30 protein-coding genes are annotated in these 26,989 nt (G+C 63.3%); 13 read left to right on the forward strand and 17 right to left on the reverse strand.

Going from position 1 to position 26,989, the window contains the following annotated elements:
• Positions 1-126: 126 nt before the first annotated feature.
• Positions 127-1,302 (reverse strand): acetyl-CoA C-acetyltransferase, encoded by a 1,176-nt coding sequence (locus KPG71_RS13555; RefSeq protein ID WP_216338529.1) that lies wholly within the window; start codon positions 1,300-1,302, stop codon positions 127-129.
• Between the two features lie 133 nt (positions 1,303-1,435).
• Entirely contained in the window at positions 1,436-2,272 is an 837-nt protein-coding gene (locus KPG71_RS13560) for an EAL domain-containing protein (RefSeq protein ID WP_216338530.1), read from the reverse strand.
• 112 nt (positions 2,273-2,384) lie between these two features.
• Here KPG71_RS13560 and KPG71_RS13565 point away from each other — a divergent pair, with 112 nt between their 5' ends.
• The 5 genes from KPG71_RS13565 to KPG71_RS13585 all read left to right on the forward strand — a co-directional run bounded on the left by KPG71_RS13565 (position 2,385) and on the right by KPG71_RS13585 (position 6,414).
• Complete coding sequence (locus KPG71_RS13565) at positions 2,385-2,954, forward strand: DNA-3-methyladenine glycosylase I (RefSeq protein WP_216338531.1); 570 nt, start codon at positions 2,385-2,387, stop codon at positions 2,952-2,954.
• Positions 2,955-3,093: 139 nt separating this feature from the next.
• Positions 3,094-4,281: a 23S rRNA (adenine(2503)-C(2))-methyltransferase RlmN gene (gene rlmN / locus KPG71_RS13570; RefSeq protein WP_216338621.1), complete on the forward strand. Its 1,188-nt coding sequence runs from the start codon at positions 3,094-3,096 to the stop codon at positions 4,279-4,281.
• A gap of 54 nt (positions 4,282-4,335) precedes the next feature.
• Positions 4,336-5,301: an amidoligase family protein gene (locus KPG71_RS13575; RefSeq protein WP_216338532.1), complete on the forward strand. Its 966-nt coding sequence runs from the start codon at positions 4,336-4,338 to the stop codon at positions 5,299-5,301.
• Positions 5,298-6,011 (forward strand): gamma-glutamyl-gamma-aminobutyrate hydrolase family protein, encoded by a 714-nt coding sequence (locus KPG71_RS13580; protein ID WP_216338533.1) that lies wholly within the window; start codon positions 5,298-5,300, stop codon positions 6,009-6,011. Before KPG71_RS13575 ends, KPG71_RS13580 begins: the two co-directional genes overlap by 4 nt.
• 202 nt (positions 6,012-6,213) lie before the next feature.
• Positions 6,214-6,414: a hypothetical protein gene (locus tag KPG71_RS13585; RefSeq protein ID WP_216338534.1), complete on the forward strand. Its 201-nt coding sequence runs from the start codon at positions 6,214-6,216 to the stop codon at positions 6,412-6,414.
• Positions 6,415-6,495: 81 nt separating this feature from the next.
• Here the strand turns inward: KPG71_RS13585 and KPG71_RS13590 are convergent, their stop codons facing one another.
• The 4 genes from KPG71_RS13590 to KPG71_RS13605 all read right to left on the reverse strand — a co-directional run bounded on the left by KPG71_RS13590 (position 6,496) and on the right by KPG71_RS13605 (position 9,227).
• Positions 6,496-7,320, reverse strand: coding sequence for a TIGR00730 family Rossman fold protein (locus KPG71_RS13590; protein ID WP_216338535.1), 825 nt, complete (start codon positions 7,318-7,320; stop codon positions 6,496-6,498).
• A 63-nt stretch (positions 7,321-7,383) separates the two neighbouring features.
• Positions 7,384-8,457 (reverse strand): 5-(carboxyamino)imidazole ribonucleotide synthase, encoded by a 1,074-nt coding sequence (locus tag KPG71_RS13595; protein WP_216338536.1) that lies wholly within the window; start codon positions 8,455-8,457, stop codon positions 7,384-7,386.
• A complete protein-coding gene (purE, locus tag KPG71_RS13600) occupies positions 8,450-8,938 on the reverse strand; it encodes a 5-(carboxyamino)imidazole ribonucleotide mutase (RefSeq protein ID WP_216338537.1) in 489 nt (162 codons plus the stop codon). Before purE ends, KPG71_RS13595 begins: the two co-directional genes overlap by 8 nt.
• 64 nt (positions 8,939-9,002) lie before the next feature.
• Positions 9,003-9,227: a YdcH family protein gene (locus tag KPG71_RS13605; protein ID WP_073034131.1), complete on the reverse strand. Its 225-nt coding sequence runs from the start codon at positions 9,225-9,227 to the stop codon at positions 9,003-9,005.
• A 157-nt stretch (positions 9,228-9,384) separates the two neighbouring features.
• Here KPG71_RS13605 and KPG71_RS13610 point away from each other — a divergent pair, with 157 nt between their 5' ends.
• Both KPG71_RS13610 and KPG71_RS13615 read left to right on the forward strand, forming a co-directional pair.
• Complete coding sequence (locus KPG71_RS13610) at positions 9,385-9,798, forward strand: Hsp20 family protein (protein ID WP_216338538.1); 414 nt, start codon at positions 9,385-9,387, stop codon at positions 9,796-9,798.
• Between the two features lie 5 nt (positions 9,799-9,803).
• Complete coding sequence (locus tag KPG71_RS13615) at positions 9,804-10,031, forward strand: DUF1150 family protein (RefSeq protein ID WP_216338539.1); 228 nt, start codon at positions 9,804-9,806, stop codon at positions 10,029-10,031.
• A gap of 48 nt (positions 10,032-10,079) precedes the next feature.
• Here KPG71_RS13615 and KPG71_RS13620 read toward each other — a convergent pair whose 3' ends face one another.
• Positions 10,080-10,781, reverse strand: coding sequence for a hypothetical protein (locus tag KPG71_RS13620; RefSeq protein WP_216338540.1), 702 nt, complete (start codon positions 10,779-10,781; stop codon positions 10,080-10,082).
• Between the two features lie 101 nt (positions 10,782-10,882).
• Positions 10,883-12,595 (reverse strand): bifunctional sulfate adenylyltransferase/adenylylsulfate kinase, encoded by a 1,713-nt coding sequence (locus KPG71_RS13625; protein ID WP_216338541.1) that lies wholly within the window; start codon positions 12,593-12,595, stop codon positions 10,883-10,885.
• Between the two features lie 303 nt (positions 12,596-12,898).
• Between KPG71_RS13625 and KPG71_RS13630 the strand changes: the two genes are divergently transcribed.
• Complete coding sequence (locus tag KPG71_RS13630) at positions 12,899-13,951, forward strand: cytochrome-c peroxidase (RefSeq protein WP_216338542.1); 1,053 nt, start codon at positions 12,899-12,901, stop codon at positions 13,949-13,951.
• Between the two features lie 72 nt (positions 13,952-14,023).
• On the opposite strand, the gene KPG71_RS13635 is transcribed toward KPG71_RS13630, so the two are convergent.
• Complete coding sequence (locus KPG71_RS13635; RefSeq protein ID WP_216338543.1) at positions 14,024-14,935, reverse strand: LysR substrate-binding domain-containing protein; 912 nt, start codon at positions 14,933-14,935, stop codon at positions 14,024-14,026.
• A 110-nt stretch (positions 14,936-15,045) separates the two neighbouring features.
• Between KPG71_RS13635 and KPG71_RS13640 the strand changes: the two genes are divergently transcribed.
• On the forward strand, positions 15,046-15,582 hold the full coding sequence (locus KPG71_RS13640; protein WP_216338544.1) for a DUF6647 family protein: 537 nt from the start codon (positions 15,046-15,048) through the stop codon (positions 15,580-15,582).
• Positions 15,583-15,655: 73 nt separating this feature from the next.
• On the opposite strand, the gene trxB is transcribed toward KPG71_RS13640, so the two are convergent.
• A complete protein-coding gene (gene trxB / locus KPG71_RS13645) occupies positions 15,656-16,600 on the reverse strand; it encodes a thioredoxin-disulfide reductase (protein WP_216338545.1) in 945 nt (314 codons plus the stop codon).
• Between the two features lie 256 nt (positions 16,601-16,856).
• On the opposite strand from trxB, the gene KPG71_RS13650 reads away from it, so the two are divergent.
• The gene (locus KPG71_RS13650) at positions 16,857-17,357 is read left to right on the forward strand and encodes an Lrp/AsnC family transcriptional regulator (protein ID WP_216338546.1); all 501 of its coding nucleotides are present in this window, start codon (positions 16,857-16,859) and stop codon (positions 17,355-17,357) included.
• 30 nt (positions 17,358-17,387) lie between these two features.
• On the opposite strand, the gene KPG71_RS13655 is transcribed toward KPG71_RS13650, so the two are convergent.
• The 5 genes from KPG71_RS13655 to lgt form a co-directional block, all read right to left on the reverse strand.
• Positions 17,388-18,191, reverse strand: a complete 804-nt coding sequence (locus KPG71_RS13655; protein ID WP_216338547.1) for a Hint domain-containing protein — start codon at positions 18,189-18,191, stop codon at positions 17,388-17,390.
• 266 nt (positions 18,192-18,457) lie between these two features.
• Complete coding sequence (locus tag KPG71_RS13660) at positions 18,458-18,595, reverse strand: hypothetical protein (protein WP_216338548.1); 138 nt, start codon at positions 18,593-18,595, stop codon at positions 18,458-18,460.
• A gap of 273 nt (positions 18,596-18,868) precedes the next feature.
• Positions 18,869-19,624, reverse strand: coding sequence for a peptidoglycan editing factor PgeF (pgeF, locus tag KPG71_RS13665; RefSeq protein WP_216338549.1), 756 nt, complete (start codon positions 19,622-19,624; stop codon positions 18,869-18,871).
• Entirely contained in the window at positions 19,621-20,685 is a 1,065-nt protein-coding gene (locus KPG71_RS13670; protein WP_216338550.1) for a class I SAM-dependent methyltransferase, read from the reverse strand. The genes pgeF and KPG71_RS13670 overlap by 4 nt, the downstream gene beginning before the upstream one ends.
• Entirely contained in the window at positions 20,682-21,569 is an 888-nt protein-coding gene (gene lgt, locus KPG71_RS13675; RefSeq protein ID WP_216338551.1) for a prolipoprotein diacylglyceryl transferase, read from the reverse strand. The genes KPG71_RS13670 and lgt overlap by 4 nt, the downstream gene beginning before the upstream one ends.
• Positions 21,570-21,666: 97 nt before the next feature.
• On the opposite strand from lgt, the gene KPG71_RS13680 reads away from it, so the two are divergent.
• From KPG71_RS13680 to KPG71_RS13690, 3 genes are all read left to right on the forward strand, one after another.
• Complete coding sequence (locus tag KPG71_RS13680; protein ID WP_216338552.1) at positions 21,667-21,912, forward strand: accessory factor UbiK family protein; 246 nt, start codon at positions 21,667-21,669, stop codon at positions 21,910-21,912.
• A gap of 141 nt (positions 21,913-22,053) precedes the next feature.
• Positions 22,054-23,385 (forward strand): oligosaccharide flippase family protein, encoded by a 1,332-nt coding sequence (locus KPG71_RS13685; protein ID WP_216338553.1) that lies wholly within the window; start codon positions 22,054-22,056, stop codon positions 23,383-23,385.
• A 340-nt stretch (positions 23,386-23,725) separates the two neighbouring features.
• Positions 23,726-24,373 (forward strand): sulfotransferase family 2 domain-containing protein, encoded by a 648-nt coding sequence (locus KPG71_RS13690; RefSeq protein ID WP_216338554.1) that lies wholly within the window; start codon positions 23,726-23,728, stop codon positions 24,371-24,373.
• Between the two features lie 10 nt (positions 24,374-24,383).
• On the opposite strand, the gene KPG71_RS13695 is transcribed toward KPG71_RS13690, so the two are convergent.
• Together KPG71_RS13695 and KPG71_RS13700 are read right to left on the reverse strand one after the other, a co-directional pair.
• Complete coding sequence (locus tag KPG71_RS13695) at positions 24,384-25,208, reverse strand: glycosyltransferase family 2 protein (RefSeq protein ID WP_216338555.1); 825 nt, start codon at positions 25,206-25,208, stop codon at positions 24,384-24,386.
• Positions 25,205-26,938, reverse strand: a complete 1,734-nt coding sequence (locus tag KPG71_RS13700) for a glycosyltransferase family 39 protein (protein ID WP_216338556.1) — start codon at positions 26,936-26,938, stop codon at positions 25,205-25,207. The genes KPG71_RS13695 and KPG71_RS13700 overlap by 4 nt, the downstream gene beginning before the upstream one ends.
• Positions 26,939-26,989 lie beyond the last annotated feature (51 nt).

The raw sequence follows: 26,989 nt of genomic DNA on the forward strand, positions 1-26,989 counted from the left end.
TGCGCAATATTATTGCGCGAAGAATTTGCCGCAGCGCAGCTATTTTTTAAAATACACCGCATCCGGCGACAAAAAGAAAGGCGCCCGATGGCGCCTTTCAATGATGTTCGCTCAGGCTCGCATGGCTCAGTCGCGCTCAAGGCACATGGCCACGCCCATGCCGCCGCCGATGCACAGCGTGGCAAGGCCCTTCTTGGCGTCGCGACGTTTCATTTCGAACAGCAGCGTGTTCAGGATGCGCGCGCCGCTGGCACCGATCGGGTGGCCGATGGCGATGGCGCCGCCGTTCACGTTCACGATCTCGGGGTTCCAACCCATGTCCTTGTTGACGGCGCAGGCCTGCGCGGCAAAGGCTTCGTTGGCTTCCACCAGGTCCAAGTCCTCGGGCTTCCAGCCGGCCTTTTCCAGGGCCTTGCGGCTGGCATTGATCGGACCGACACCCATGATCGACGGGTCCAGCCCGGCGGTGGCGTAGCTGGCGATGCGGGCCAGCGGCTCGATCCCGCGCTTGGCGGCGTCATCGGCGCTCATCAGAAGGGCACCGGCAGCGCCGTCATTGATGCCGCTGGCGTTGGCCGCCGTCACCGTGCCGTCCTTGATGAAGGCGGGGCGCAGCTTCTGCATGTTTTCGATGGTGGCGCCGTGGCGGATATATTCATCCTTGTCGGCCACGATGTCGCCCTTGCGGGTCTTGATGGTAAAGGGAATCACCTCGTCGTCGAACTTGCCGGCCTTTTGCGCGGCTTCGGCCTTGTTCTGGCTGGCCAGTGCGAATTCGTCCTGCATCTCGCGGCTGATCTGCCACTGCTCGGCGACGTTCTCGGCGGTCTGGCCCATGTGATAGCCGTTGAACGCGTCCCACAGGCCATCGCGAATCATCGTGTCGATATATTTGACATCGCCCATCTTGTGGCCCGCGCGCAGATGTGCGGCATGCGGGCTGAGCGTCATGTTTTCCTGCCCGCCCGCACAAACGATGGCGGCATCGCCCAACTGGATGTGCTGCGCGGCCAGCGCGACCGAACGCAGGCCCGATCCGCAAACCTGGTTGATGCTCCAGGCGGCGCTTTCGATGGGCAGCCCGGCATTCACATGCGCCTGGCGGGCCGGGTTCTGGCCCTGCGCGGCGGTCAGCACCTGACCGAGGATCGTTTCCGAGACTTCCGCCTTGTCGATACCTGCACGTTCGACAAGCGCCTCCAGCACCGCGGCCCCCAGATCGTGGGCGGGTGTATTGGCGAACGAGCCGCCGAAAGAACCGACAGCGGTACGCGCCGCGGATGCGATAACTACATTGGTCATGTGTGTCCTCCACCAGATGACGTCATGGCCGAGGCGATTCTGCAAAATGCTGTCATGCAGGCTCGTTTCCCCCGCCGGTCATGTTGGTTCTACCGCACTTGCCGCGCTGCGGCAACGGACCGTGTGTCACAGATCACGCGGTGGCCTTGTCCAATCCTGCATCCACCCAGGGCAACCTCACGGATGGCGCGCCGAAAAAGTAACCCTGAAGACAGTCGATTCCGGCGCTTGTCAGATACGCCGCGTCCTCGGGGCGCTCCACGTTTTCCGCCACGGTCAGCATGTCGAACTGCTCGGCGATCGAGGCCAGCGCCGCCGTCAGAATCTGGTTGTCGGGGTTCTCGGCGATGCCCCGAATGAACTGTCCGTCGATCTTGAGGATATCGAAATAGAAGTCGCGCAAATAGCGGAACGATGTGAACCCCGCACCGAAATGATCCAGCGCAAAGCTGATTCCCGCCTGTTGCAACTCGTTCATGAAGCCGGTCACGACTTCGGGAATCAACATGGCCGAGCTTTCGGTGATCTCCAATATCAGCCGTTCGCCGATGGTCGGATCGCGTTGCAGCCAACCCGCAAGCGTATCGTTCCAGCGCCTGTACCCGACCGAACGTGCCGACATATTGAGCGCGAGGCGCAGATCGGGATATTCCGCCAGCGTCCTCAGCCCTTGCTCCAGCGCCAGGCAATCGATGATTCGCCCGGTTTCGGTGGTTTCGATGACATGGATGAACTCGTTGGCGGGGATGATCCGCCCGGTTTCGTCCAGTACGCGGATCAATCCCTCGTAAAAGGCGGGCCGCGATTGACGGCCCGCGGGCACGACGGCCTGAAAGGCCAGCATCACCTGTTCGTGTTCGACCGCCTGCTGCACCATCGCGATCACGGAACGGTCCCGTGACGTGATGGCATAGGCCAGCGGGTTGTCCTGTCCTGCCGGGATGTCGACCGGTTCGCGTTCGTGGCCCATTTGCACCTCCTGATCATCGAGTTCACAGGCTGTGCCGCAGCCGCTAAAGAACTGTTAAGCTGTCGATCTGAGACAAATTGAACGGGTCATGTGGTTTGGGAGGGTTTGCGCGATGGAAAGATGCGGTTGGGTCGGCGATGATGACCTTTACAGGGCGTATCACGATACCGAATGGGGCGTGCCCGAATATGACAGCCGCGCGCTGTGGGAAAAGCTGATTCTCGATGGGTTCCAGGCCGGGCTGAGTTGGATCACCATCCTGCGCAAGCGGGATGCGTTTCGTGAGGCATTTCAAGGGTTTGATCCCAATATCATCGCCACATGGGGCGAACCCGAAGTGCAGCGCCTGCTGGCGAATCCGGGGATCGTGCGGCACCGTGGAAAGATCGAGGCGACCATTGGAAACGCCCGTGTCTGGCAACAGATCGAGGCGGAACAGGGCTTTGATCGATACCTGTGGGAGTACGTCGGTGGCGCTCCGGTTCAGAACCGATGGGCACGGCTGGACGAGGTTCCGGCATACACGGAAATTTCCACAGCAATTTCAAAGGATTTGCGCAAAAGAGGGTTCAAATTTTGCGGGCCGACCATCGTCTATGCCTTCATGCAGGCGGTGGGGATGGTGAACGATCACCTGACCACATGCCCCTGCCGCGAACAGGTGGCGCGGCTGGCCCGCTGAGCCCGCCGAAACCGGCATCGGTATGACGTCGGTAAAATGTCGGTATCGTGTCGGTGCATTGCAAAAGCGCCGGAATGTTTTGGAATCGGCGCGCATGTCCTATATGGAGGCCCATCTGACGACAGGACCGCGCAAACCCATGACCGATAGCACCGCCCCGATCACCCAGGACGTGATGACCATCCCCCGCAAACTGCCCGAGGGGCCGACCAACCTTGTCGGTCTGACCCGTGACAAGTTGCGCGAGGTTCTGATCGCGCATGGCACGCCGGAAAAGCAGGCCAGGATGCGGGTGAACCAGATCTGGCAGTGGGTCTATCAGTGGGGCGTGCGCGACTTTGCCGACATGACCAACCTGTCCAAGGCCTATCGCGCCGAACTGGCCGAGAATTTCGTCATCGAAATCCCCGAAATGGTCAGCAAGCAGGTCAGCGCCGACGGCACGCGCAAATACCTTGTGCGGATCGCTGGGGGGCATGAGGTCGAGGTGGTCTATATCCCCGAAACCGACCGCGGCACCTTGTGCATCTCCAGCCAGGTGGGCTGCACCCTGACCTGCTCCTTCTGCCATACCGGCACGCAGAAACTGGTGCGCAACCTGACCGCCGGGGAAATCGTCGGGCAGGTGATGATGGCGCGCGACGATCTGGGCGAATGGCCCGAACCGGGGCAGGGGACGGGGGATAACGGCCCCCGGTTGCTGTCGAACATCGTGCTGATGGGCATGGGCGAGCCGCTTTACAATTTCGACAACGTGCGCGATGCGATGAAGATCGCGATGGACGGCGAGGGGATCAGCCTCAGCCGTCGGCGCATCACGCTGTCCACCTCCGGTGTCGTACCCGAAATCGCCAAGACCGCCGAGGAAATCGGCTGTATGCTGGCGGTCAGCTTTCACGCCACCACCGACGAGGTGCGCGACAAGCTGGTGCCGATCAACAAGAAATGGAACATCGCCACGCTGCTGGATGCCCTGCGCGAATATCCCAAGGCCAGCAACTCGGAGCGGATCACCTTTGAATACGTGATGCTCAAGGACGTGAACGACAGCGACGAAGACGCGCGCCGCCTTGTGCAACTGATCAAGGGCATCCCGGCCAAGATCAATCTGATCCCATTCAACGAATGGCCCGGCGCCCCGCATCAGCGCAGCGATTGGGACCGGATCGAGAAATTCGCCGATATCGTCTACAAGGCGGGCTATGCCAGCCCCATCCGCACCCCGCGCGGCGAAGACATCATGGCCGCCTGCGGCCAGTTGAAATCCGCCACCGAACGGGCACGCAAATCCCGCAAGCAGATCGAGGCCGAAGCCGGGATGGGCTGAGCCGGACGCCCGGCCGGTCTTGCGCAATCGGGATGGGAATGCTCAAGTGAGCCCATGATCCGGTTTGCCCCGCTTCCCCAGCCGATGACCGCCACGGGCGCACCGCGCCGTGTGGGCGTCGAGATCGAACTGGGCGGGCTGGACGAGGCGCATGTCGCACGCCTGTGCGCCGACACTCTGGGCGGACGCGCCGTGCAGGAAGACAGCCATATCTGGACGGTGCACGACACCTGTATCGGTAGGCTGGAAATCTATCTGGACATCTTCCTGCGCAAGGCGACCAAGACCAAGTTGCGCGATCTGGCGCTGGATCTGGGACGCGAGGTCGTGCCGGTGGAAATCGTGACCGAACCGCTGGAGATGGACGGGCTGGCGCGGCTGGACGGTCTGAATGCGGTATTGCGCAAGGCGGGTGCGCTGGGCAGCGGCGCGGGCTGGGTGTTCGGTTTTGGCGTTCACCTGAATGTCCAGATCGCATCGGATAGTGATGCCGATATTCTGCGCCCGTTGCTGGCCTATGCGCTGATTGAGGATTGGCTGCGCGCCGCCCACCCGATTGACGATTCGCGCAGGTTGCTGCCGTTCACCGATCCCTATCCCACAGAGTTCGTTCGTGCCCTGATCGGTCTTGGCCCGGACGGCACCGCGCATGAGGCGATGGAGCTTTACCTCCATCATACCCCCACGCGGAACCGGGGGTTGGATATGCTGCCGGTCTTCGCCCATTTCTGGCCCGAACGGATCGAACAGGCGATTTCCGACAAGACCTCGGCCCGCCCCACATTTCATTTCCGCCTGCCGGATTGCCTGATCGACGATCCCGACTGGTCCATCGCGCAGGAATGGCAGCGTTGGGTGCTGGTCGAGCGGGTGGCCGCCGATACGGCGCTTCTTGAACGCCTGTCGCGGGACTGGCTGGACGATCACGGATTGCTGACCCTGATGCGCAGCGGTTGGGCCGAGCGTTGCGGCACGATCCTGCGCGCGGCGGGGTTGGATTTTACCGGGTTGCCGGGATGACACGACCGCTGATCGGGGTGACCACCTCGCGCCGGTCGGGCTGGCGCATCTTTCCGCTGATCGCCCTGAACGTCTGGATGGCGGGCGGGCGATCCGTGCGCTGGGTGGATGGATCGGATGCCGACCTGTCCACGGTGGACGGTGTGATCATCGGGGGTGGCGACGATATCTCGCCCGATCTCTATGGCGGTCATCTGGTGCGCTCGGCGCGGCTGGATTCCGGACGCGATGCGCTGGAGCGGCGCGTGGTGCACGATGCGTTCGATCTCAACAAGCCGATTCTGGGGATTTGCCGGGGCAGTCAGATGCTGAACGTGGCGCTTGGCGGAACGCTGCATCAGGACGCGTATGGCGTCTATCGGGATAGCAGGTATATACGCACGATCCTGCCCCGCAAAACCGTGCATATCGAGCCGCAAACGCGGCTGGCCCATCTGGCCGGGACGGACCCGATGAAGATCAACGCGCTGCACAGTCAGGCGGTGGATCGGCTGGGCCGTGGCCTGCGCGTGGCGGCCCGTGACGAAGGCGGCATGATCCAGGCCATCGAACGGCTGCGCGATCCCTTTGCCATCGGCGTACAGTGGCACCCCGAGCATCTGTTCTATGCCCGCCGCCAGCAGGGTCTGTTCCGGGCGCTCGTCTCCGCGGCCCGTGCCCGCCGGCAAAATCAGGCACAGCTCGCGCGGGTCGACCGGGACGAGGGATAAGCGCGGGCCGGTCCGAATCCGATCGCGCGGGCCCCGAGAGTCGCCGTTTTCACACGCCACGATTGAGGGGCGGGAAGCCTCACTCAGCCCTGCATCGTCACAGCCGCTATGAAACCGCTTGCCTGCCACATTTCGGCACGATTGTCGCCCATATCGGTATCTATCCAGAAATCAGTGTGAAACTGTTCCAAGGCAGGAAACGATGAAACAGTATACGAGTGAAATGGAAACAGATGTGTTGAGCCTTGTGCTGCGCGAGCGTGGCCTTGCCGTGTCCGAGCGTGAGTGGAAACATCGTTTGCGTGGCTATGGCTACGCAATTCGGGACACGGCCGAAGGCCGGATGGTAACCTCGCTTCTGCGCGGTGCGCCGGTGTGTGCCCTGCCGTCCCGCGTGGCCTGATCCTTCGGGGTCGGACCACGCCCCTCTGAGGTGACAGGCCGGGCAGGCCCTACGGGGTCATGCCCGGTGCGATTGCCCGGTTCAGCAGCCCTCGTCGGCATACCAGTCGTCGATGATCTGCGCGGCTTCCTGCGCGGTCTCGACGAAGCGGAACAGCTCCAGATCCTCGGGGCTGATCGTTCCGGCATCGGCCAGAGCCTCCCAGTTGATGATCTTGCGCCAGAATTCCTCGCCGAACAGCAGGAACGGCACCTTGTTCATGCGGTCGGTCTGAATCAGCGTCAGCGCCTCGAACATCTCGTCCAGCGTGCCGAAACCGCCGGGGAACACGCAGATCGCCTTGGCGCGCATCAGGAAATGCATCTTGCGAATGCCGAAATAGTGGAAGTTGAAACACAGCCCCGGCGTGACATATTCGTTCGGGGCCTGTTCGTGCGGCAGCACGATGTTCAGCCCGATGGACGATCCGCCCGCATCGTCCGCGCCGCGATTGCCCGCCTCCATCACGCCGGGCCCGCCCCCCGTGGCCACGACGTATTCGCGCCCGTAGCTCGCCATGGATTTCACCGTGATCATGCGGGAAAACTCGCGCGCCTCGTCATAATAGCGCGACAGATCCGAAAGCGTTTCGGTGCGGGCGCTGTCCTTCTTCGACGGTTCGGGAATGCGCGCGCCCCCGAACAGCACGACGGTGCTTTCGATGCCGCGCTCGTTCAGGATCATCTCGGGCTTGAGCAACTCCAGTTGCAACCGCACCGGGCGCAATTCGTCGCGGCACAGGAAATCCGGGTCGGCAAAGGCCAGCCGGTAGGCCGGAGCGCGGGTCTGCGGCGTGTCGGGCACCTGCTCGGCGGTGCTGCGGTCGGAATGGGCGTCGCGGAACTGGCTGTTGCGGTCGTCTTTCATCACTCACACTCCTTTGCTGACGGTTCTGAAACAGGCGTACCGGGTTCGCCCGCGCTTGGCCAGTCAGCCGCGCGTGATACGGTTCACATGGCCCATCTTGCGGCCCGGTTTCACCTCGGCCTTGCCATATAGATGCAGCGCCGCGTCGGCTTCCCCGGCGATGTCGGGCACGCGGTCCATGTCCTCGCCGATCAGGTTTTCCATCACCACGTCGGAATAGCGGCTTCCGTCGCCAAGCGGCCAGCCCGCCACCGCGCGGATGTGTTGCTCGAACTGGTCGATGGCGCAGCCCTGCTGCGTCCAGTGGCCCGAATTATGCACGCGCGGCGCGATCTCGTTCACCACCAGCCCTGTGGAGGTGACAAACAATTCCACCCCCATGACACCCACATAATCCAGCTTGTTCAGGATTTGCGCGGTCAGCAGCACCGCGTCGGTGCGCTGTGCCGCGCTCAGGCGGGCGGGAACCGTGGTGGTGCGCAGGATGCCGCCCTCATGCACGTTTTCGCCGGGGTCGAAACAGGCCACGTCGCCCGCGATGTTGCGCGCGCCGATGACCGAAACCTCGTGGCTGAACTCCACGAACCCTTCCAGTATCGCGGATTGCCCGGCCATGTCGGCCAGCGCCTGCGCGGCATCCGCCTCCGACAGGATGCGCGCCTGCCCCTTGCCGTCATAGCCGAAACGCCGGGTCTTGAGGATTGCGGGCAGGCCGATTTCGGCAATTGCCTCGGCCAGGTCCTCTTCGTCATCGACAGCGGCGAAAGGGGCGGTTTTCAGGCCGAGATCGCTCAGGAATGCCTTTTCGGTCAGCCGGTCCTGGCTGACGCGCAGGGCGGTCCGCCCCGGACGCACGGGTTTGCCCATCCCGTCCAGCAGATCCAGCGCCGAGGTGGGGATGTTCTCGAATTCGTAGGTCACCACATCGACGGCCCCGGCAAACCGGCGCAGGGCGTCTTCGTCGTCGTAACCGGCCTGAATGTGCTCATGCGCGACATGGCTGGCGGGGCAGTCGGCACCGGGTTCGAAAACGCAGGTCTTGAAGCCAAGCCTTGCCGCGGCGACCGACAGCATGCGGCCCAACTGGCCGCCGCCCAGAATACCGATGGTGGCGCCGGTGGTCAGGTGTTCAGTCATCTTGGGGCTCATCCGGGATCGAGGCCGACAGGGCGGTGCGCCAGTCATCCAGCCGCGCCGCCAGCGCAGGGTCGCCATTGGCCAGTATGCCCGCGGCCATCAGCCCGGCATTGGCCGCGCCCGCCGCGCCGATCGCCATGGTGGCCACCGGGAATCCCTTGGGCATCTGCACGATGGAATACAGGCTGTCCACACCCGACAGCGCCTTGGTCTGCACTGGCACGCCGATCACCGGCACACGGGTTTTCGAGGCCATCATGCCGGGCAGGTGTGCCGCGCCGCCCGCGCCCGCGATGATCACATGCAATCCGCGCTCCACCGCCGTCTTGCCGTAATCCCACAGCCGGTCCGGCGTGCGATGCGCCGAGACGATGCGCGCCTCATACGGTATATCCAGCTCTTCGAGGATCGCCGCAGCTTCGCGCATGGTCGGCCAGTCCGATTGACTGCCCATGATGATACCGACTTTGACGTTGCCCATCTGTCATTGGCCCCTTTCGTTGGAGCGCGCACTATACCTGTCGCGCGCCGCGACGCAATCGGACTCAGGCGATGATGTCGGGATAAAGACGGTCTTCGATATAGGCGATCATGTCCTTGAGCCGCAGCTTGCGCTGCTTGAGCCGCTTGATGGTCAGCGGATCGCCCGACCCCTTTTCATGCAGGGCCGAAATCGCCTCGTCCAGATCACGGTGCTGGCGGCGGAATTCCTCCAGTTCCACGCGCAGCACATCGTCCGATTTCATGGACAGATCGGCGAAAGCGTTCATTTCGGTGATTCCTCTCTGGAGGTCGGGCACACAGGATAGCCCTTTTCGCATCAATGGCAAAGCCCTTGCACGGGCCGCGGGCGGCCCCCATATTCCCATTGTCGGGTTGCCGAAACGGGGCCCGGCATGGACTGTCGCTTTGATGAAGGACGTGTCGATGACAAAATTGACGCTGGGGTCGCATCCCTACATGCTGGGGTTTGAACAGCTTGAGCGCATGCTGGAACGCAGCGCCAAATCGGGGAACGAAGGCTACCCGCCGTTCAATATCGAGCAGACCTCGGAGAATTCCTATCGAATCACGCTCGCCGTGGCCGGGTTTGCCGAAGACGATCTGTCGATCACGGTCGAGGACCGCCAGCTGGTGATCCGTGGCCGTCAGGGCGATGACGCCGACAACCGGATCTACCTGCATCGCGGCATTGCCGCGCGCCAGTTCCAGCGCTCTTTCGTGCTGGCCGACGGTGTCGAGGTGGGCGAGGCGATCATGGAAAACGGTCTGTTGCATGTGGACCTGACCCGTGCCCAGCCCGAACCGATGGTGCAGAAGATCAAGATCAACAAGGGGTAAGAGATATGGAAACAAGGTACGATTTCGGCGCCGATCAGGGCCGTCCCATCGTCTATGTCCGGCCCGTGAACGTGGCGGACCTTCCCGAGGACATGCGCGAACAGGCCATGGGTAGCGAGACGCTTTATGCGCTGCACACGGAGGATGGCGAGCGCCTCGCGCTGGTGCGCGACCGCAGGCTGGCTTTCGTGCTGGCACGCCAGAACAACATGGACCCGGTGACGGTCCACTGATCCTCCGGGACGATCTCTGAAAATCCGATGCGGATGCGGCCCGGCAGGTCAGCCTTGCGCGGGCCATATCCCGTAACGCGCGGTCAGCTCGTCAAGGCAGGCGATATTCGCGCCGTGCCGTGACCGCCCGCCAATCGCACTGTCCTGAAGCGCCGGTCCATCGTCATGGGCCAGCCGCATTGCCCGCCGTGCCGCCGGTACGGCCCGGATCGCGATGCCCTGCCGGGCCAGGTGCCCCGACAGCCATATATCGTCCACCGGCCACGCCGTTGGGGGCGGGTCCATGTCCTGCTCGCTCAGCCAGGCAGGATCGGCGCAAACCCCGGCAAACCCTTGCGCAATCTCGACATGCGCAGGCGTCGGGGCCGATCCCCGCCGCCGCAGCCTTGCCACGCCATAGCCCTGCCCGGTCGTGGCCTCGCGCGCTGCCGCCCCATCCAGCAACGCCGCCGCCCATCCCGGCCCCATGATCCAGTCGTCATCGCACCAGATCATCCGCCCGACCTGCCCGGCCAGCCGCCGCGCGGCGGGCAACGCCTTGGTGGCGGGTCCGAGATCGCTGTCATGCCACAGCAGGTCCACCCCCTCCGGCAGGGGCGGGGGTGTGACCGGGCCGGGAAAGCGCGCATAGCGGCGCGGCAGGCACAGGATCACCTGCGCCGGGGCAGGGCGCTGCGCCAGCAACGCCCGCAGCACCGGCGCCAGCCGGTCGAACCGGGGCGGGATCGAGGTCAGCGAAATCGCGTACATGCCGCGACGCTTAAAAGAAAACGGGCCACCCCGGCAAGGGCGGCCCGTTTCCTGTCTCGTATCGTCCGGCAGGCTGAAATACCCGCCGTCTAGAGCGCCGATCAGCCCGCGATCAGGCCCATCTGCTCCAGCTTCAAGATTACCTGGTGGGCGCAGTTGTCCACGTCCACGTTCTCCGTCTCGACGCTCAGCTCGGGGTTCTGGGGCACGTCATAGGGGTCGGAAATCCCGGTGAATTCCTTGATCTTGCCCTCGCGCGCCAGCTTGTAGAGCCCCTTGCGGTCGCGGCGTTCGCATTCCTCGAGCGAGGTGGCGACATGCACTTCGACGAAGGCGCCGTATTGCTCGATATCCTCGCGCACGGCGCGGCGGGTGGTCGCATAGGGCGCGATCGGCGCGCAGATCGCAATGCCGCCGTTCTTGGTGATCTCGGACGCGACATAGCCGATGCGGCGGATGTTCAGATCGCGGTGCTCCTTCGAGAAGCCCAGTTCCGAACTCAGGTTTTTCCGCACGATATCGCCATCCAGAAGCGTCACGGGACGACCGCCCATTTCCATCAGCTTGACCATGAGGGCGTTGGCGATGGTCGACTTGCCCGAGCCCGAGAAGCCGGTGAAGAACACGGTAAAGCCCTGCTGGCTGCGCGGCGGCCTTGTGCGGCGCAGTTCGGCCACCACCTCGGGGAACGAGAACCAGTCCGGGATTTCCAGACCTTCCTGCAAGCGGCGGCGCAGTTCGGTGCCCGAGATGTTCAGGATCGTGACATCGTCCTTGTCCTTGATCTCGTCCATGGCCTCGTACTGGGCGCGTTCCTGCACATAGACCATGTGTTTGAAATCGACCATCTCGATGCCGATCTCGTCCTGATGTTCGCGGAACAGGTCCTGCGCGTCATAGGGGCCGTAGAAATCCTCTCCGGCGCTGTTCTTGCCGGGGCCTGCATGGTCACGCCCGACGATGAAATGGGTGCAGCCGTGGTTCTTGCGGATCAGGCCGTGCCAGACGGCCTCGCGCGGGCCGGCCATGCGCATCGCCAGATTCAGCAGGCTCATCGTGGTGGTCGAACCGGGATATTTGTCCAGCACCGCCTCGTAACAGCGCACGCGGGTAAAGTGATCGACATCTCCCGGCTTGGTCATGCCCACGACCGGATGGATCAGCAGGTTGGCTTCGGCCTCTTTCGCGGCGCGGAAGGTCAGCTCCTGGTGGGCGCGGTGCAGCGGGTTGCGTGTCTGGAACGCCACTACCTTGCGCCAGCCCAGCTTGCGGAAATAGGCGCGCAACTCGTTCGGCGTGTCGCGGCTGCCGCGGAAATCGTAATGCACGGGCTGTTGAATCCCGGTGATCGGCCCGCCCAGGTAAACCTTGCCCGCGGTGTTGTGCAGGTAGTTCACGGCCGGGTGCGCCGAGTCATCGGCACCGAATACCTTTTCGGCCTCGCGCGACTTGTCGGGCGTCCAGCGGTCGGTCACCGTCATGGTGCCCAGAATGACGCCTTCCTGATCGCGCAGCGCGATATCCTGCCCCAGTTCCAGCGTCTCGGCAAAGCTTTCCGAAACGTCCAGCGTGATCGGCATCGGCCACAGCGTGCCGTCGGCCAGGCGCATGTTTTCGACGACGCCGTTATAATCCTCTTCGCTCAGGAAACCCTTGAGCGGGTTGAATCCCCCGTTCATCAACAATTCCAGATCGCAGATCTGACGCGGGGTCAGATCCCAACTGGTCAGGTCGGCGGCTTCGACCTTCAGTTTCTGGGCGGACTCGTAAGATACATACAGTTCGGGGATCGGAGCCAGATTTTGCTGGGACATCGGTACTCTCGGCTTTCAAGGGTTGGATATCGGATACACGCAAAAGATGCGCGGGAAGGTTCGGTTGGGCCATAGACCTGCAAAGCGGGTGGTTTCAAGGCCGAGTTGGGGCTTTTCGTGATTTGAGGCCATTTTGCAGCGAATATGATATAAAACAGGAGATTTTCACCCCAATTCGAAAGGGAGTGTAAATCTTTCTCCGATCAATATGCACTATTTGATGCACATCAATGGCGATCGGGCACCTTGAAATTAGAATAACTACAAACGTGCGAATCCTGCTTGACCAGTCTGGAGGTTAAAATGACATCTATTTGGAAGATCGCGCTTGGAACAGCGTCTGCAATGGCGCTCGCGTCCGCGGCGTCTGCGTCGGAATTGCGCGATGAAGCGCTGGAAATGTTTGCGGCCCTGCCGTCGACCATTCCGGCGCTGACGGACAACCCCGTGACACCGCAAAAGATCGACCTGGGCAAGGCCCTGTTCTTCGATCCGCGCATGTCGGCATCGGGCGTGTTCTCGTGCAACTCGTGCCACAACCTGGCGACGGGCGGGGATGACAACATGCCCACCTCGATCGGTCACGGCTGGCAGAAGGGTCCGCGCAACTCGCCCACGGTGCTGAACGCCGTGTTCAACGAGGCGCAGTTCTGGGACGGTCGCGCCGCCGACCTGGCCGAACAGGCCAAGGGCCCGGTTCAGGCCGGGGTCGAAATGGCCAACACACCGGCCAACGTGGTGGCGACGCTGAACTCGATGCCGCAGTATCAGGACTGGTTCAAGGCCTCCTTCCCGGGCGAGGACGATCCGGTCACCTTCGACAACTTCGCCAAGGCGATCGAGGCCTACGAGGCCACCCTGATCACGCCCGCGCCCTTCGACGCCTTCCTGAATGGCGACGACAACGCGCTGACGGACGAGCAGAAAGAGGGGCTCGCGCTCTTCATGGATACCGGCTGTGCATCCTGCCATAACGGCGTGAACATCGGCGGCACGGGGTATTTCCCCTTCGGCCTGATCGAAAAGCCGGGCGCCGACGTTCTGCCGCCGGATGACCGGGGCCGCTTTGCCGTGACCGAAACGGCGGACGATTCCTATGTGTTCCGTGCCGCGCCGCTGCGCAACATCGACCAGACCGCGCCCTATTTCCACTCGGGCAAGGTGTGGGATCTCGAGGTGGCCGTGGCCATCATGGGCACCTCGCAGCTCGGGACCGAACTGAACGACGACGAGGTGGACAAGATCGTGGCCTTCCTCGGCTCGCTGACCGGCGAGGTGCCGCAGGTGACCTATCCGATCCTGCCCAACGAAACCCTGGATACCCCGCGCCCCACGGGCGAGGTGGTCCCCAACTGATCGCCTGACGATCTGCTGAAACACGAAACGGCGCAGGGTGACCTGCGCCGTTTTCACATCTGCGCCGCTGATCTATTCCGCTGCGGAGCCCCGTTGTACGACCGATTGCGACCGCTCGACCTCGTCGAAAATCCAGTCGCGGAATTGCTGGATCATCGCATCCCCTCCGCGATCCTCGGCATAGGCTATCGAATAGATCACCGATGGTATGGTGATGGTATCGAACAGGCGCACCAGTCGTCCGCTTGCCACCGTGTCACGTACCATCGCGTCATAGGCCAGCGATACCCCGCCGCCCTGTTCCGCCGCCGTGGTCGCCAGTTCGCAATTGGGAAACACCGGGCCGGGTGGCAACGTCCCGGGCGTCAGGCCGGCCGCAGCGAACCATTGCTCCCACGCATCATCGGTTTCGTCATACATCAAGACCATGCCCAACAAGTCCTTGGGCCGCTCGATCCCTTCCGCTTCTTTCAAGGCGGGGGCGATGACCGGGTAGCGGCTTGATTGTACAAGCGGATCGCTTCGAACCCCCGGTACTTGGTCATCCGCCCACTGGATCACCACATCACTGTCGTTGGTGGCGAAATCAAGCGATGGCGCCCCGGTCGACACCCGCAAATGCACCCGGTCTCCAAACGGCAGGCGGGGCAGGCGCGGGACAAGCCATCGCGCGGCAAATCCCGGCGTGCACAAGACGCGCAGGGGCTTTTGCTCCGCTTGCCGCGCCGCGCGCGTGCTGTCATCCAGAAAATCCAGAAGGCCGGTCAGCTTCCCGGCATATCCCGTCCCCGTCAATGTCAGGTCCAGCCGATTGCCGTCACGCTCGAAAAGCGCGGTGTCCAGATACTCTTCCAGGGCGCGAATCTGGTGGCTGATCGCCGAGGGCGACAGGCATAGTTCCTCCGCCGCCTTCTTGAAGCTCTTGTGGCGCGCGGCAGCCTCAAAGGCCTTGACCGCCGCGAAGGAAGGTAGTTGTCGACCCATGGCAGGTGAATGCCTTTCAACTGCGGTTGAAAAATGGCCTTTTGCGCGGGGCGCGGGCCCCATCGTAACATCTTAACAGATTCAGTCCAAACCAGACCCCGGAGGACGCCATGTGCTTCCTGCCCCGAGCCCGCTATCGGCTGGCCCGCACCATCGTCCTTTGTCTTTTGCTCCTGCCCCCGCCCGCCCAGGCCGGTGACCCTCTGGCACGGCGTGAGGCGCGCGATGTACAGGTGCTTGTCACGCATCTCGACGGCTGGCTCGATGCGAATTCCGATCTGCCCCGCCGCAAGGCGGCCCCAACAGTGCGCCTGACCTATTGGGCCCATATCGCGCGCATGGCGCCGATGCGCACCGCGAGCAACGCCTCACATACGCGCGGGTTTTATGATCCCGACGCCGAAACCATCTGGCTGATCCGCCCCTGGAGCGCCAGGAATCCCCATGACGTGAGTGTCCTCCTGCACGAATTGACCCACCACCGGCAGGCCGCGCATGGGCATTGGTACTGCCCCGGCGCACAAGAATTACCCGCCTACCGCCTGCAACAGGCTTGGCTGAACGGCCTGGGGCTCGAACTCGACGTGAACTGGGTCGCCGTGATCCTCGAATCCGGGTGCACACCGCGCGACATCCACCCCGATTGACAGCGCCCCCATCAGCGTGCGCAAGTGCGCTCCCTCTGTCGCGCCGCAGGCGTGTCCTTTGGGTCAGACCGGCTCAGCCGTCCTGTTCGGCGATGAAGCGTTCCGCGTCCAGCGCGGCCATGCAGCCCATCCCGGCGCTGGTGACGGCCTGCCGATAGACATGGTCGGTCAGGTCGCCCGCGGCAAAAATGCCGGGCACCGAGGTGCGCGTGCTGCCGGGCTCGACTTTGACGTAATCGCCGTGATGCATCTCGACCTTGCCTTTCACCAGCTCGCTGGCGGGGGCGTGGCCGATGGCGATGAACACGCCCTTGCAGGGGATCTCGGTGCTTTCGCCGGTCTGGTTGTTCCTGACGCGCACGCCGGTCACGCCCTTGGGGGTGTCCTCGCCCAGAACCTCCTCGAGCTCGTGGAACCACAGGGTTTCCACCTTGGGATGTTTGAGCAGGCGGTTTTGCAGGATCTGCTCGGCGCGCAGCTCGTCGCGGCGGTGGATCAGCGTGACCTTGCTGGCAAAATTCGTCAGGAACAGCGCCTCTTCGACCGCCGTGTTGCCGCCGCCGATCACCACGATCTCCTGGCCCCGGTAAAAGAACCCGTCGCAGGTGGCGCAGGCGCTGACACCAAAGCCTTTGAACGCCTCTTCGCTGTCCAGCCCCAGCCATTTGGCCCGCGCCCCCGTGGCGAGGATCACCGCATCCGCCGTATAGGTGGTGCCGCTGTCGCCCCTGGCCACGAAGGGGCGGCTTTCGGTGTCGAGGTCTGTGATGATGTCACCGATGATCTCGGCACCCATCGCCTTGGCATGGGCCTCCATGCGAACCATCAGGTCGGGGCCCTGCACCTCGGTATCGCCGGGCCAGTTCTCGACCTCGGTGGTGGTGGTCAGCTGCCCGCCGGGTTCGATCCCCTGCACGAGGATCGGCTCCAGCATGGCGCGGCTGGCATAAACGCCTGCGGTATATCCGGCGGGGCCGGAGCCGATGATAAGGCATTTGGTGTGGCGGGTTTCGGTCATGGGGAATCTCCGGTGTTTCGGCTCTGGCTGCATATAGCCCTCACAGCCATCAGGCAAAACCCCACATGACCTGTCGCACGCATTTATGACCGCCGGGACTGGAAAAGGGCCCGCGCAGGACGCGGTCGCTTTCAGATCGTGGCGCCTGGGAAAGGCGTCAGGCCGCCTCTTAACAATATTGCCGAGCTTTGAAATAATATTGCGGGCGCCTGCGGGGTTGTTATAACTTTCCCAAAACCCCCGATTGGAGCGAATCATGCCCGCAACCCGCCTCGATGAGATCGACCGCAAGATACTGGCCGAGCTTCAGGCCGATGGCCGCATGACCAATGTCGAACTGGCCAAGCGCGTCGGAATCTCCGCGCCGCCCTGCCTGCGCCGGGTGCGCACGCTGGAGGAGCAGGGCTATATCCGGGGCTATCACGCCGATGTCGATGCCCGCGAACTGGGGTTCGAGGTGCAGGTTTTTGCCAGCGTCGGGTTGCTGAGCCAGGCCGAATCCGATCTCAGCGCCTTCGAGGCGCGTTGCAACGAATGGCCGCTGGTCCGTGAATGTCACATGCTCAACGGCGAGGTGGATTTCATCCTGAAATGCGTGGCGCCCGACCTGTCCACCTTTCAGCGGTTCCTGACCGAGGAACTGACCGCCGCCGACAATGTCGCCAGCGTCAAGACCTCGCTGGTCATCCGCGGGGCCAAGGACGAGCCCGGCGTGCCCTTCGACGTTCTCGAAGACAGGCTCAGCCACTCCGCCTGACCGGACAGCGCGCGCCGTCCGACACCGAATTCAGGCCATCTGCATGTCTTGCGCGGCGGTCCCGAAGGGCAGGCGCGGATGCGACAGCGCGCCGAATTGGTGCGCTTCGCGGATATGCGGGAAATAGGACAGGAACAGCGACAGCATGTTCTGGCTCATGTGGCGCTCGAACCCTGCGCCGGGGTGGTAGGTTTCGAATTCCAGACCGCCCGCGCAGATCGTCGAATGCCGCCGCAGCGCGATGTGGAACACCGTGATCGGATGCGCCGGGGTGATCTCGACCACGCTCATCCCGTCCGCCAGATCGCGCGCCGGGGTCAGCACCTGTTCGCCGCCGAAACTGTCGCGCAGGCCCAGGGGCCGGGACAAAAGCCGCGCGCCGGGGCCGGCCATCACGTCCATCATCGGACGCCCCATACCAAGGGCGTCGCCCATGATCCGGGTGATCCGCCGGTTTTGCGGAACGGTTCCTTCGGCGTCGGGCACCAGCGTCATTGCCCCAAGCCACAACAACGGCATCGGGCCGTGTTCGCAGGTGACGATCTTCATGCCCGGCAGCAGATCTTCCACCGCGACCGGGCCGGTCGTCGTCTTGATCAGCGTGCCGCGCGCAAAGGCGGAAAATGCCGCTTCGAACGGCGCGGTGGCAGGGCCGATATTCTCGGTTTCATGAATCGACCCGTCGTTGCGCAGGCTCAGGATGCGGTATTTCCGCAGCATCTGCCGCTTGCGGACCGTGTCGGTTGCCTCGGATCGGGATTGACCTGTGGAAACAGGGCGTATGGATGGGGCGTGTGCCGCCGGAATGCGGGCGGCGAAAGGAGGGGTTGTCATGTAACGTCACCAGTTGGTCGTCACATCCGCGTCGGCCCCCACCGACAACGACAGAAGGACAGATTTCCATTCTCGTTGTAATGGATTCAAAGATCGCCGCCACGGGGCCGCGCTGTCAAATTTTTGAGGAAATTGTTTCTTCTGGCAGGGTAATACGTGTGCCAGGCGGGGTTTGTTCCCGTTTGATGGTCTGGTCTGCCACAATTCGGACATCAAGCCATCGAATCGGGCCGCACAGGAGGCGGCCCGCGCTGAGGTGATCCGGGTCAGGCGATCCTGACCTTGCGGCGTGCCCCGGTGATGGAGGCGGCGCTCGCGGCGCGGCGCACGTCCCGCTGATAGGGCAGGGCCGGCATTTGCCGCTTGCTGGTTTCGATCACCGATTTCATCCAACGCTTTTTCATGGTCGTCCTCATTGTTCTCTGCTCGTCGGGTTTCGTCCCGTTGAGGCAGATACTGTCCTGCGTTTCGGGCCATGATTTGACGGTTGCAAGAAAATCGACCGGCATTTTCGCCATGATTATGCCGAAAAGGGGTAAAACCGGCCGAATTTGTTCAGGGCATTGATTTCAAAGGAATATCAATCTCACCGGCAGGGTGCCGATAGCCCGCAATCCGGCATTGTTTCCGTGAAATGGGGCGAACTTGTGGTCGGTTTTGCCCCGTCTTCGCCCGATTCACAGCCGGATGGCCGATATCATCCGCCCGTAATCCGCCTCTTTGGCGTGGGTCGTGCGGCGGTAGGAAAAGAATCGGGCCGGATCGGAATAGGTGCAGTGCCGGGTCCACTCCGCCTGTCCCACCTCTGCGCGTCGCAGCCGGTGCAGCCCGTAGGCGGGCAGGTCGAACATATACCGATCCCCCTCGCCATTGGCGAAGAACCGGGAGTTGGCGGTATCTTCGGCAATGAAATCGTCCAGAAATTCGGGCCCGACCTCATAGGCGCGCTGGCTGATCGAGGGGCCGATCACCGCCGTGATGTTCTCCCGCGCCGCGCCAAGCGCCTCCATCGCGTCCAGCGTGGCCTCCAGCACACCGTCCAGAGCCCCGCGCCAGCCCGCATGGGCCGCCCCGATCACGCCCGCCTGCGGATCGGCAAACAGAACCGGCTGGCAATCGGCGGTCAGCACCGCCAGCGCCACGCCGGGCGTGGCCGTCACCAGCGCATCGGCGCGGGGCCGCTCGCTCAGCGGGCCGTCGATCGTCACCGCATCGGCGGAATGCACCTGATGCACCGTCACCAGATGATCGGGTGAAACCCCCAGTGCCTCGGCCACGCGTGCGCGGTTGATACTGACGATCTCGGACTGGTCCGACGATCCGGGGCCGCAGTTCAGCCCCGAGAACACCCCCGACGACGCCCCGCCGCGCCGGGTAAAGAACCCGTGCCGCAGGGGGGCAAGGCTGTCGGCGGTGATGATCTCCAGCGTCATGGTTCCAATCCCGGTGGCGGGCTTGCGCCTTCGGGATAAAGGCCAAGCACCTTGAAGAGCGTCCCCATTTCCTGCGGATGGGTCAAGCGCCGATGTGCCGCAATGTGACTTTCCAACGCCGCGCCCCTCAAGCCTCTGGACAGGTTTTGGGCGCGGGGCGTGATCCCGAGCCGTTCAAGGAAGACCCCCTGCGCAGTCAGGCGCGTATGCGCCGCGGGCGCGGCGGCCCGCGCCAGCGCCTCGAAATCCACATGCGCGGTCAGGTCGGCCAGCCCCGGATCGGCCAGAGGATCGGCCGCCTTGTGATCGCGAACCGCCTGCACCGTATCGCCAAGCGAGCGCCAGTCGCCATAATCCACGATCAGCGCCGCGCCGCCGTGGCGGGCGATCCGCTGGCCGATCGCCTCAGCCGCATGGGCGGCGGGCCTGCATAATTCCACGATATCGCCGTCGCGCGTGTCGTCCAGCCGATACGCCAGATGCGGGGCCTGTTGCCGGTCGGCCAGCCCGAGGGTCAGCGCCCCGTCCTTCACCCCGACGCAGCGTTCGCGCCAGCCCTCGCCGTCGCGCTGGAACTGGCGCACCGGCAAGGCGTCGAAGAATTCGTTCGCCAGCAGGAACAGCGGCTGTTGGGGCAGGTCTTCGATGGTCTCCGCCCAAACCACCCCGTCCCGCGACAGCGTGGCGCGTTGCACGTCGCGCAACGTGGCCGAGGCTTCCACCAGATGCACCTGCGCCGCATCGTGAAACCCCGGCACGGCCTGCGTCGCGCGCAGCACATCGGCCATCAGCGTGCCCCGTCCGGGGCCGCATTCGGCCAGCGTGAAGGGCGCGGGCGCGCCCTGATCCAGCCATGCCTGCGCCAGCGACAGGCCCAGCAATTCGCCGAACATCTGGCTGATTTCCGGCGCGGTGGTAAAATCGCCGCCCGCGCCCAACGGGTCGCGCGTGGCGTAATAGCCATGCTCGGGGTTCAGCAGGCATTCGGCCATGTAGTCGGCCAGCGTCATCGGCCCCTGCGCCACGATCCGCGCGATCAGGATGTCGCGCAGCCCGCTCATGCCCTGGTCCGCTGCGCCCACAGGGCAAATCCCAGCCCCAGAACCACCATCGGCAGCGACAGGAGCTGCCCCATGCTCAGGCCCATGCCACCCGCCTGCACGACCCAGCCCATCGGGTTGTCGGGCGTGATGAACTGCGCATCCGCCTGCCGGGCGAACTCGACCACGAAACGCGACAGCCCATAGCCCGCAAAGAACACGCCGGTCACCAGGCCGGGCCGTTTCAGCGCCCCGCGCTGCCAGACCAGCCACAGCAGGATCGCGCCCAGCAACAGCCCTTCCAGCCCGGCCTCGTACAATTGCGACGGATGGCGCGCGCACGGTCCTTCGACGCCGGGACAGTCCTGCGCATAATACCCCGGAAACACCACGCCCCAGGGCAGGTCGGTGGGCCTGCCCCACAGTTCGGCATTGATGAAATTGGCGATACGGCCCAGCAACAGCCCCGCAGGGGTGGCCATGCAAAGCACATCGGCCACCGACAGCCACGGGATGCTGCGGCGCCGTGAAAACAGGATACAGGCCGTCACCACACCCAGCAGCCCGCCATGAAACGACATGCCCCCTTGCCAGATCTGCAGCGCCTCGGCGGGGTTCTCCAGATAATAGGCGGGCCGGTAGAACAGAACGAATCCCAGCCGCCCGCCCAGGATCACGCCCAGAATGACCCAGGTCAGCAGGTCCTCGACCGCGCGCACATCCATCGGTGCCGCGTTGCCGCGCCACAGATGCGGCCGTTTGACCGCGGCCACCACCAGCCGCCAGCCGATCAGGATGCCCACGATATAGGCCAGCGCATACCAGCGCAGCGCGAACTCCATGCCAAACACGGTAATCGAGAAAATCTCGGGCGAAATTTCGGGGAAGGGGATCATGGCCTGCATGTGCGTCTCTGTGCCTCTGGTTGCGCGGGGAAGTCAATCCTTGTCCCGCCGGATACGAAGGCTCATATAGGGAGCGAACGTAACGCCGGAGAAACCCATGCAAACCCGCAACAAGGTGCTCGACGACATTTCGCAACTGATGACCAACGCGATGGGCGTGGCCCAGGGCGCCAGGACCGAGGCCGAAACGGCCATGAAATCCATGATCGACCGCTGGCTGGCCGACCGTGATTTCGTCACGCGCGAGGAATTCGACGCCGTCCGCGCCATGGCCCAGAAAGCCCGCGAGGAAAACGAGGCCCTCAAGGCCCGGATCGAAGCGCTGGAAAACGCCGCGAAGTAATCCCCCTCGCGCGGCCGCGCTTTTTCGACCCCCGCCAAACACGCCACCCGACGCCGAGAGGCTTTTTTCTGGACGGGGGCGGCGTTTCATGGAAGGCATCGGTCCCAACGGTTTTTACAAGGCACACTGGCGGTTCAGGACGTGACGGGCTCTTCCATCATCGCGCGCATCAAGGCGCAGGGGCGTGGCCCTGTCGCGCGCGCGTCTGTCCTCAGTCTCGTTTTGCGGATCGCAAGCCTCGGGATCGGGTTTCTGCAAGCGGTGCTCACAGGCCGCCTGCTGGGGCCCGAAGGGTATGGCCAGGTCGCGGTCGTCTTTTCCCTGTCGCTGGTGCTGGCCACCCTGTCGATGGGGGGCGCGAACGTGCTCAGCGTCAAAGAGGTCGCCCGTCTCAACGCGCTCGAGGCCTTCGATCGCCTGCACGGCTTCCTGCGCATGACTCTTCTGATCGGAACCGGCTTCACGCTCGGGTTCATCGCCCTTTACCTCGCTGTCGGGATGCGCTTCGCGCCCGCAGGCGATCTCGCGATCTATGTTGCGCTTCTGGCGCCGCTTCTCACGCTCATCCACTTCGGACAGTCGGTGATGAGCGGCTTTGGCAAGGTCTTCATGGCGCAGGGGCCGATGCTGCTTCTGCGTCCGATCCTGCAGTCTTCGGTCCTGCTTGCGATATGGGCGGCGGGGCTGTCCATCGATCCGCGCGCCTATATCCACATCGTGATCGCTGCGGCCGGCGTGGCCGCGCTGGCGGTGGGGGTCGCCGTCATTCGCAAGACCGCACTGCTGCGCAGCACACCCCCTGCAAAGGCCCAGCCCCGGCAATGGCTTCACGAGGCTGCGCCGCTCTATGTCACCGGCATCGCGGTCCTTGCCCTGAACGAGATCAACACGCTCATGCTGGGGTGGTGGGCCGGGCCGCAGGAAACCGGCCTGTTCCAGCCCGTTGCCCGCATTTCGCTGCTCCTGACAATGGGGCTGCATACCGTTTCCATACGGTTCGGACCGCGGGTCGCGGAATTGTACGCTCAGGGTGAGCATGCGCGTGTCGAAGACATCAGCCACAAGGCGGCCATCGCGGCCACGGCGGTGGCCGCCGCAGTGACCTTCGGCCTGATCCTGTTCGCCCCCTTCATTCTGGGGCTGTTCGGTCAGGCGTTCCTGCAATCCGCTTCCGCCCTGTGGTGGGTGGTCGCCGCTCAGATACTGACCTGCGCGACCGGACTTGTGATTCCGCTTCTCAACATGTCGGGACATGGCCGGTCGGCCTTGCTGCCGCAGATCACGGGCGTTGCAGTCAACATCGCATTGGGAAGCCTCCTCATACCCACTCACGGTGCGGTCGGCGCGGCCATGTCGATGCTCGGCGCGATGATCGTCGTGAATTTGATGATGCTGCTCGCCGTGCGCAGGCACCTGGGATTCAGCCCCGATCTGATATCGGCCTTGCGGGCCGGCGGGACAAAACGCGGCTGACCCACTGACGGCAGCCTGTCTTCAACGCATGCCAAGCTGCCACTCGCCCGCCCTTCGCGGCATTTGCATCAGCCGATCCGTCGTCGACAACGAACTGTTCCCAGGCTGAAAATGTTTGCCGCTGGACGCTTTGACCCGTTTCCGCGATAAAAGATGCGGCATCGAACGCAAAGGATAAGTTTGGAGCTCGCTGGTAGAGATATGGTGAACCCAACGACGTCTTATGAACAACGTGTAACGTATGCTTGTTTGCGCCAATATGGCTACCCTTCATGCCAAGGTATTGTGCGAGCAGCTAAAAAGCGTAAGCGCTAAAGATCAATCAAGGAGGGAGGTTCGAGTGTCCGTCAAAATCAAAGGAACCAATCTGGTCTATTTTCCCGTTCCTAAGATCGCTTGTACGTCCCTTAAAACGGCAATCATGCAGCATAATTCTCCTGAGGAATACAAAAGCTTCAAAAGCCGCGAACCAAGTGAGCAGAATGTGCATGAATACATCAGAAGCTACAAAATGCGTCCTTGGACTCCGTGGCTGAAGACATCGCGCGATGAATGGGTCTGCATCGTGCGTGACCCGATTAAGCGGGCCGTGTCGGGTTACCGGAACCGTATTATGTTTCACAAGGACCTTGACGATGCCCCACAACGCAAACTCGATGCCGCCGGGCTGACGCGTACGCCCGGTTTGAATGATTTCGCTCTGAACATCGAAAAGTACATTCCAATGACAATAAGCATTGCACATCATTTCAGGTCGGTGACACGGTATATCGGCAAAGACCCCGGCCGCTTTGCTCATGTCTTCGATCTGTCGCAACTGGATGATTTCGTCGCGCTGTTGAACCATTCTGGCGTTCACCTCGAAATCCCGCATGAGCAGACGGGTGGGCCGAAGTTGAGTGTGAGCGATCTGTCACCTGAAGCATATGCTGCGCTACGTACATTTTATGCCGAAGATTATCGTATCTGGGGGCAGTATTTTTCCTGACGTTCCCAGCCTATCCCCCATACCTTCCGCGCAGCCATCCCAGCGCGTAGGGCGGCAGGATGACAGGGAGCAACAGCCAGTCCGCCAGCCCCGGTTTGCGTGACGGGCTGGGCTGCCCTTTCACCGTGGCGCGTCCGAGACCGGCGTAATACAGCCGCTTCAGAATCCAGCGGGTGCTGTGGCGCTCGGGCTGGATCACGTGATCGACCCGCGCCTGTCCCGCATAGATCACACGCCCGCCCGCAGCCCTGACGCGCGCGCACAGATCGCTTTCCTCGCCGCCGAACAACTTGCCGTCTCGCCGCCCCAGATCTTCGTCGAAATACATCTCGGACGCGAATAATGAGCGGTCCACTCCGAAACCGGCCCCGACCACGCGGCGCACCTCGATCGTATCCCCGCCCAGATCGTAGAGCGATAACTGGTCGCGCACCACGCGCGAGGCGGCTAGGATCGGGGGGCGGCGCGTCCAGTGCGGCAGGATCCGGCTTCCCACCACCGCGACATCCGGGCCGTCAAACGCATCGTTCATGGCGCTGGCCCATCCGGGATCGGCCAGGGCATCGGAATCGCAAAACAACACCCTGTCATGCGCGGCCTCTGCCAGCGACAGGTTCCGCGCTGCCGACAGGCCCGGCAGGCGCTTTCTGATCGTGCGTACAGACCAGCGGTCATTCGCGACCCTTGCCGCGTCGAGGGGGCTGTCCGTGCTCTGCTCGATAAACAGGATTTCACCGGCCACCCCGCGTTGCGCCGCCAGATGGGCCAGAACGCTTTCAAGCAAGTCATCGGGCTCGTTGAACCGGGTCAAAGTCAGGGTGACATGATGTGTCATGGGAATTTCGCCTTGCCCCGGTCCTGGGACATCGCATTCGGGCTTGGCCGGAACCCCTTGAAGAACGGCGGCGCCGGGGCGGGGGCCTCGGGCTGGAACAGATGATCGCCCCACCGCAAAACCACTTCTCCCAGCCCGCCCGCCCTATGCGGCCCGCGTGTCAGGGTGACAACGTCGCCCGGTGCATATTCCCTGCCATCCACCACAACCGGGGCATCGCCTTCCACCGTGTAGGGGCCGGGAACAAGGATTTCGATGGTTTGGTCCTCCCCCGCGAGCGACAGGTTTTTACCCGCCACCCAGATGACACCCCAATGCGGTATGTAATTTTCGGCCAATGCCTTTCGGTCGGCATCCAGCAGGCTTTGGCGTGGCTGTCGCGCGTCCGGATCCACGGCGGCCACCAGATGCGGACTGTTCAGCAGCAGCAGCGGAACGGCCCGCTCCTTCATCGCCTCGTGCAACACCGCACGCCCGCCTTTGGCATAGCCCGACATGCCCCAGCTCGTCATGAAGAACCCGGCCTGCGGAAAGCCGGCGATCGTCTTGGAGCGGTCGAAATAGGCCACCGGCTCGGGAAACATCCGGTGCACGGCCTCGATGGTGCGGGCCTGGTGGGCCAATCCCTGCTCGGGCAGGGCGCGCCACGAAAACACGATGGTAATGGTCACAAGAACGGCCAGGCCGCTCTGGACCGCCCTGTGCCGGTCAACGCCCGCCATCACCGCACCGGCCAGCAACATCGCCGGTGGCAGGATGAAGGCGTAGTAATAGGGAAACGCGTTGCGATAGAACACGAACGACCCAAGCGGCAGCGCCAGCAGGATCAGAACCGGAACCGCCCGCCATCCCCCGGACAGGCCCCGACCGCCAAACAGCACGACCAATGCGCCCGCCGCCACAAGGACAACCGACACCGGGGCGTAAAGCGCCGTGAGGTAGAGGTAATCCAACCTCGGGAAAAACCCGCTTTCCATCAGCGTGATCCTGGCGGCACCGCTCAGCATCCGGCCCGCCGCGGCATTGCCGCCACCCGGCAGGCTGGCCTTGTGGGCAAAGTAAAGCGCGGCGAACACGGCAAAGGTGCCCACCACCATGATCGCCAATCGCAACACCATGCGCCAGCGATGCCCGGCGTTCATGACCCGCCACAGCGCCAGCCCGATATAGGCCGGCGCATAGAAAATGACCTTGACCGTCACCAACCCCGCCAGTGCGACCAGAAGACAGAACAGTCCCATGCGCCAGGCCGAAAGCGGCCCCAGCAACACGACAAGGCTTGCCATCAGGAAAAACACCGCCGTCGTATCCGTGCGAAAACTGGTGCCGTTGACCAGGACGTAATCGAAAGACAGGTAGACCAGCAGCGTGAACAGCGCCGGGATATCGTCGAAAAATTCCCGTGCCAGCCGGTAAAGCGCCCATATCGTACCGCACTGGACCAGCCACAGGATCACGCGGGCAATGCGGATTTGCCCGATCTCATCCTGCCCGGTCAGCGGCAGCCAGTTCCAGAAATGAACGTGAATTGTCTGCAAGGGCAGGTTCAGGTCGCCCCGCAGATAACTGTGAACCTGCGACAGGTAGAAAAATTCGTCCCAGTTGATTTCCTGAGTCAGCACCAGATGCAGGCTCAACGCCACGGCCACGGCAATACCTACCCGCAGCAACAGCGCCAGATCGATCCGCCAGATTCTGCGCGGGGCCGTGGTATCGGTGCCGTCAGTCATGCCGGCATGCTGCCCGATCGCGCCTGACATCAGCGCTGACCGGTCCGGGGG

Origin of the sequence: Roseovarius sp. PS-C2 (genome assembly GCF_018862045.1) — a bacterium.
In the GTDB taxonomy this organism is placed as follows: domain Bacteria; phylum Pseudomonadota; class Alphaproteobacteria; order Rhodobacterales; family Rhodobacteraceae; genus Roseovarius.

Bases quoted from the DNA above. Each gene is read 5' to 3' on its own strand.
- KPG71_RS13655 (WP_216338547.1), bottom strand. From the start codon at position 18,191: ATGACAACCCCTCCTTTCGCCGCCCGCATTCCGGCGGCACACGCCCCA.
- KPG71_RS13585 (WP_216338534.1), top strand. From the start codon at position 6,214: ATGAAACAGTATACGAGTGAAATGGAAACAGATGTGTTGAGCCTTGTG.
- KPG71_RS13620 (WP_216338540.1), bottom strand. From the start codon at position 10,781: ATGTACGCGATTTCGCTGACCTCGATCCCGCCCCGGTTCGACCGGCTG.
- KPG71_RS13640 (WP_216338544.1), top strand. From the start codon at position 15,046: ATGTGCTTCCTGCCCCGAGCCCGCTATCGGCTGGCCCGCACCATCGTC.
- KPG71_RS13590 (WP_216338535.1), bottom strand. From the start codon at position 7,320: ATGAAAGACGACCGCAACAGCCAGTTCCGCGACGCCCATTCCGACCGC.
- KPG71_RS13660 (WP_216338548.1), bottom strand. From the start codon at position 18,595: ATGAAAAAGCGTTGGATGAAATCGGTGATCGAAACCAGCAAGCGGCAA.
- purE (WP_216338537.1), bottom strand. From the start codon at position 8,938: ATGGGCAACGTCAAAGTCGGTATCATCATGGGCAGTCAATCGGACTGG.
- KPG71_RS13615 (WP_216338539.1), top strand. From the start codon at position 9,804: ATGGAAACAAGGTACGATTTCGGCGCCGATCAGGGCCGTCCCATCGTC.
- KPG71_RS13670 (WP_216338550.1), bottom strand. From the start codon at position 20,685: ATGAGCGGGCTGCGCGACATCCTGATCGCGCGGATCGTGGCGCAGGGG.
- trxB (WP_216338545.1), bottom strand. From the start codon at position 16,600: ATGACCGAAACCCGCCACACCAAATGCCTTATCATCGGCTCCGGCCCC.
- KPG71_RS13625 (WP_216338541.1), bottom strand. From the start codon at position 12,595: ATGTCCCAGCAAAATCTGGCTCCGATCCCCGAACTGTATGTATCTTAC.
- rlmN (WP_216338621.1), top strand. From the start codon at position 3,094: ATGACCGATAGCACCGCCCCGATCACCCAGGACGTGATGACCATCCCC.
- KPG71_RS13575 (WP_216338532.1), top strand. From the start codon at position 4,336: ATGATCCGGTTTGCCCCGCTTCCCCAGCCGATGACCGCCACGGGCGCA.
- KPG71_RS13580 (WP_216338533.1), top strand. From the start codon at position 5,298: ATGACACGACCGCTGATCGGGGTGACCACCTCGCGCCGGTCGGGCTGG.
- KPG71_RS13560 (WP_216338530.1), bottom strand. From the start codon at position 2,272: ATGGGCCACGAACGCGAACCGGTCGACATCCCGGCAGGACAGGACAAC.
- KPG71_RS13695 (WP_216338555.1), bottom strand. From the start codon at position 25,208: ATGACACATCATGTCACCCTGACTTTGACCCGGTTCAACGAGCCCGAT.
- KPG71_RS13595 (WP_216338536.1), bottom strand. From the start codon at position 8,457: ATGACTGAACACCTGACCACCGGCGCCACCATCGGTATTCTGGGCGGC.
- KPG71_RS13605 (WP_073034131.1), bottom strand. From the start codon at position 9,227: ATGAACGCTTTCGCCGATCTGTCCATGAAATCGGACGATGTGCTGCGC.
- KPG71_RS13700 (WP_216338556.1), bottom strand. From the start codon at position 26,938: ATGACTGACGGCACCGATACCACGGCCCCGCGCAGAATCTGGCGGATC.
- KPG71_RS13650 (WP_216338546.1), top strand. From the start codon at position 16,857: ATGCCCGCAACCCGCCTCGATGAGATCGACCGCAAGATACTGGCCGAG.
- lgt (WP_216338551.1), bottom strand. From the start codon at position 21,569: ATGCAGGCCATGATCCCCTTCCCCGAAATTTCGCCCGAGATTTTCTCG.
- KPG71_RS13680 (WP_216338552.1), top strand. From the start codon at position 21,667: ATGCAAACCCGCAACAAGGTGCTCGACGACATTTCGCAACTGATGACC.
- KPG71_RS13565 (WP_216338531.1), top strand. From the start codon at position 2,385: ATGGAAAGATGCGGTTGGGTCGGCGATGATGACCTTTACAGGGCGTAT.
- KPG71_RS13635 (WP_216338543.1), bottom strand. From the start codon at position 14,935: ATGGGTCGACAACTACCTTCCTTCGCGGCGGTCAAGGCCTTTGAGGCT.
- KPG71_RS13555 (WP_216338529.1), bottom strand. From the start codon at position 1,302: ATGACCAATGTAGTTATCGCATCCGCGGCGCGTACCGCTGTCGGTTCT.
- pgeF (WP_216338549.1), bottom strand. From the start codon at position 19,624: ATGACGCTGGAGATCATCACCGCCGACAGCCTTGCCCCCCTGCGGCAC.
- KPG71_RS13610 (WP_216338538.1), top strand. From the start codon at position 9,385: ATGACAAAATTGACGCTGGGGTCGCATCCCTACATGCTGGGGTTTGAA.
- KPG71_RS13630 (WP_216338542.1), top strand. From the start codon at position 12,899: ATGACATCTATTTGGAAGATCGCGCTTGGAACAGCGTCTGCAATGGCG.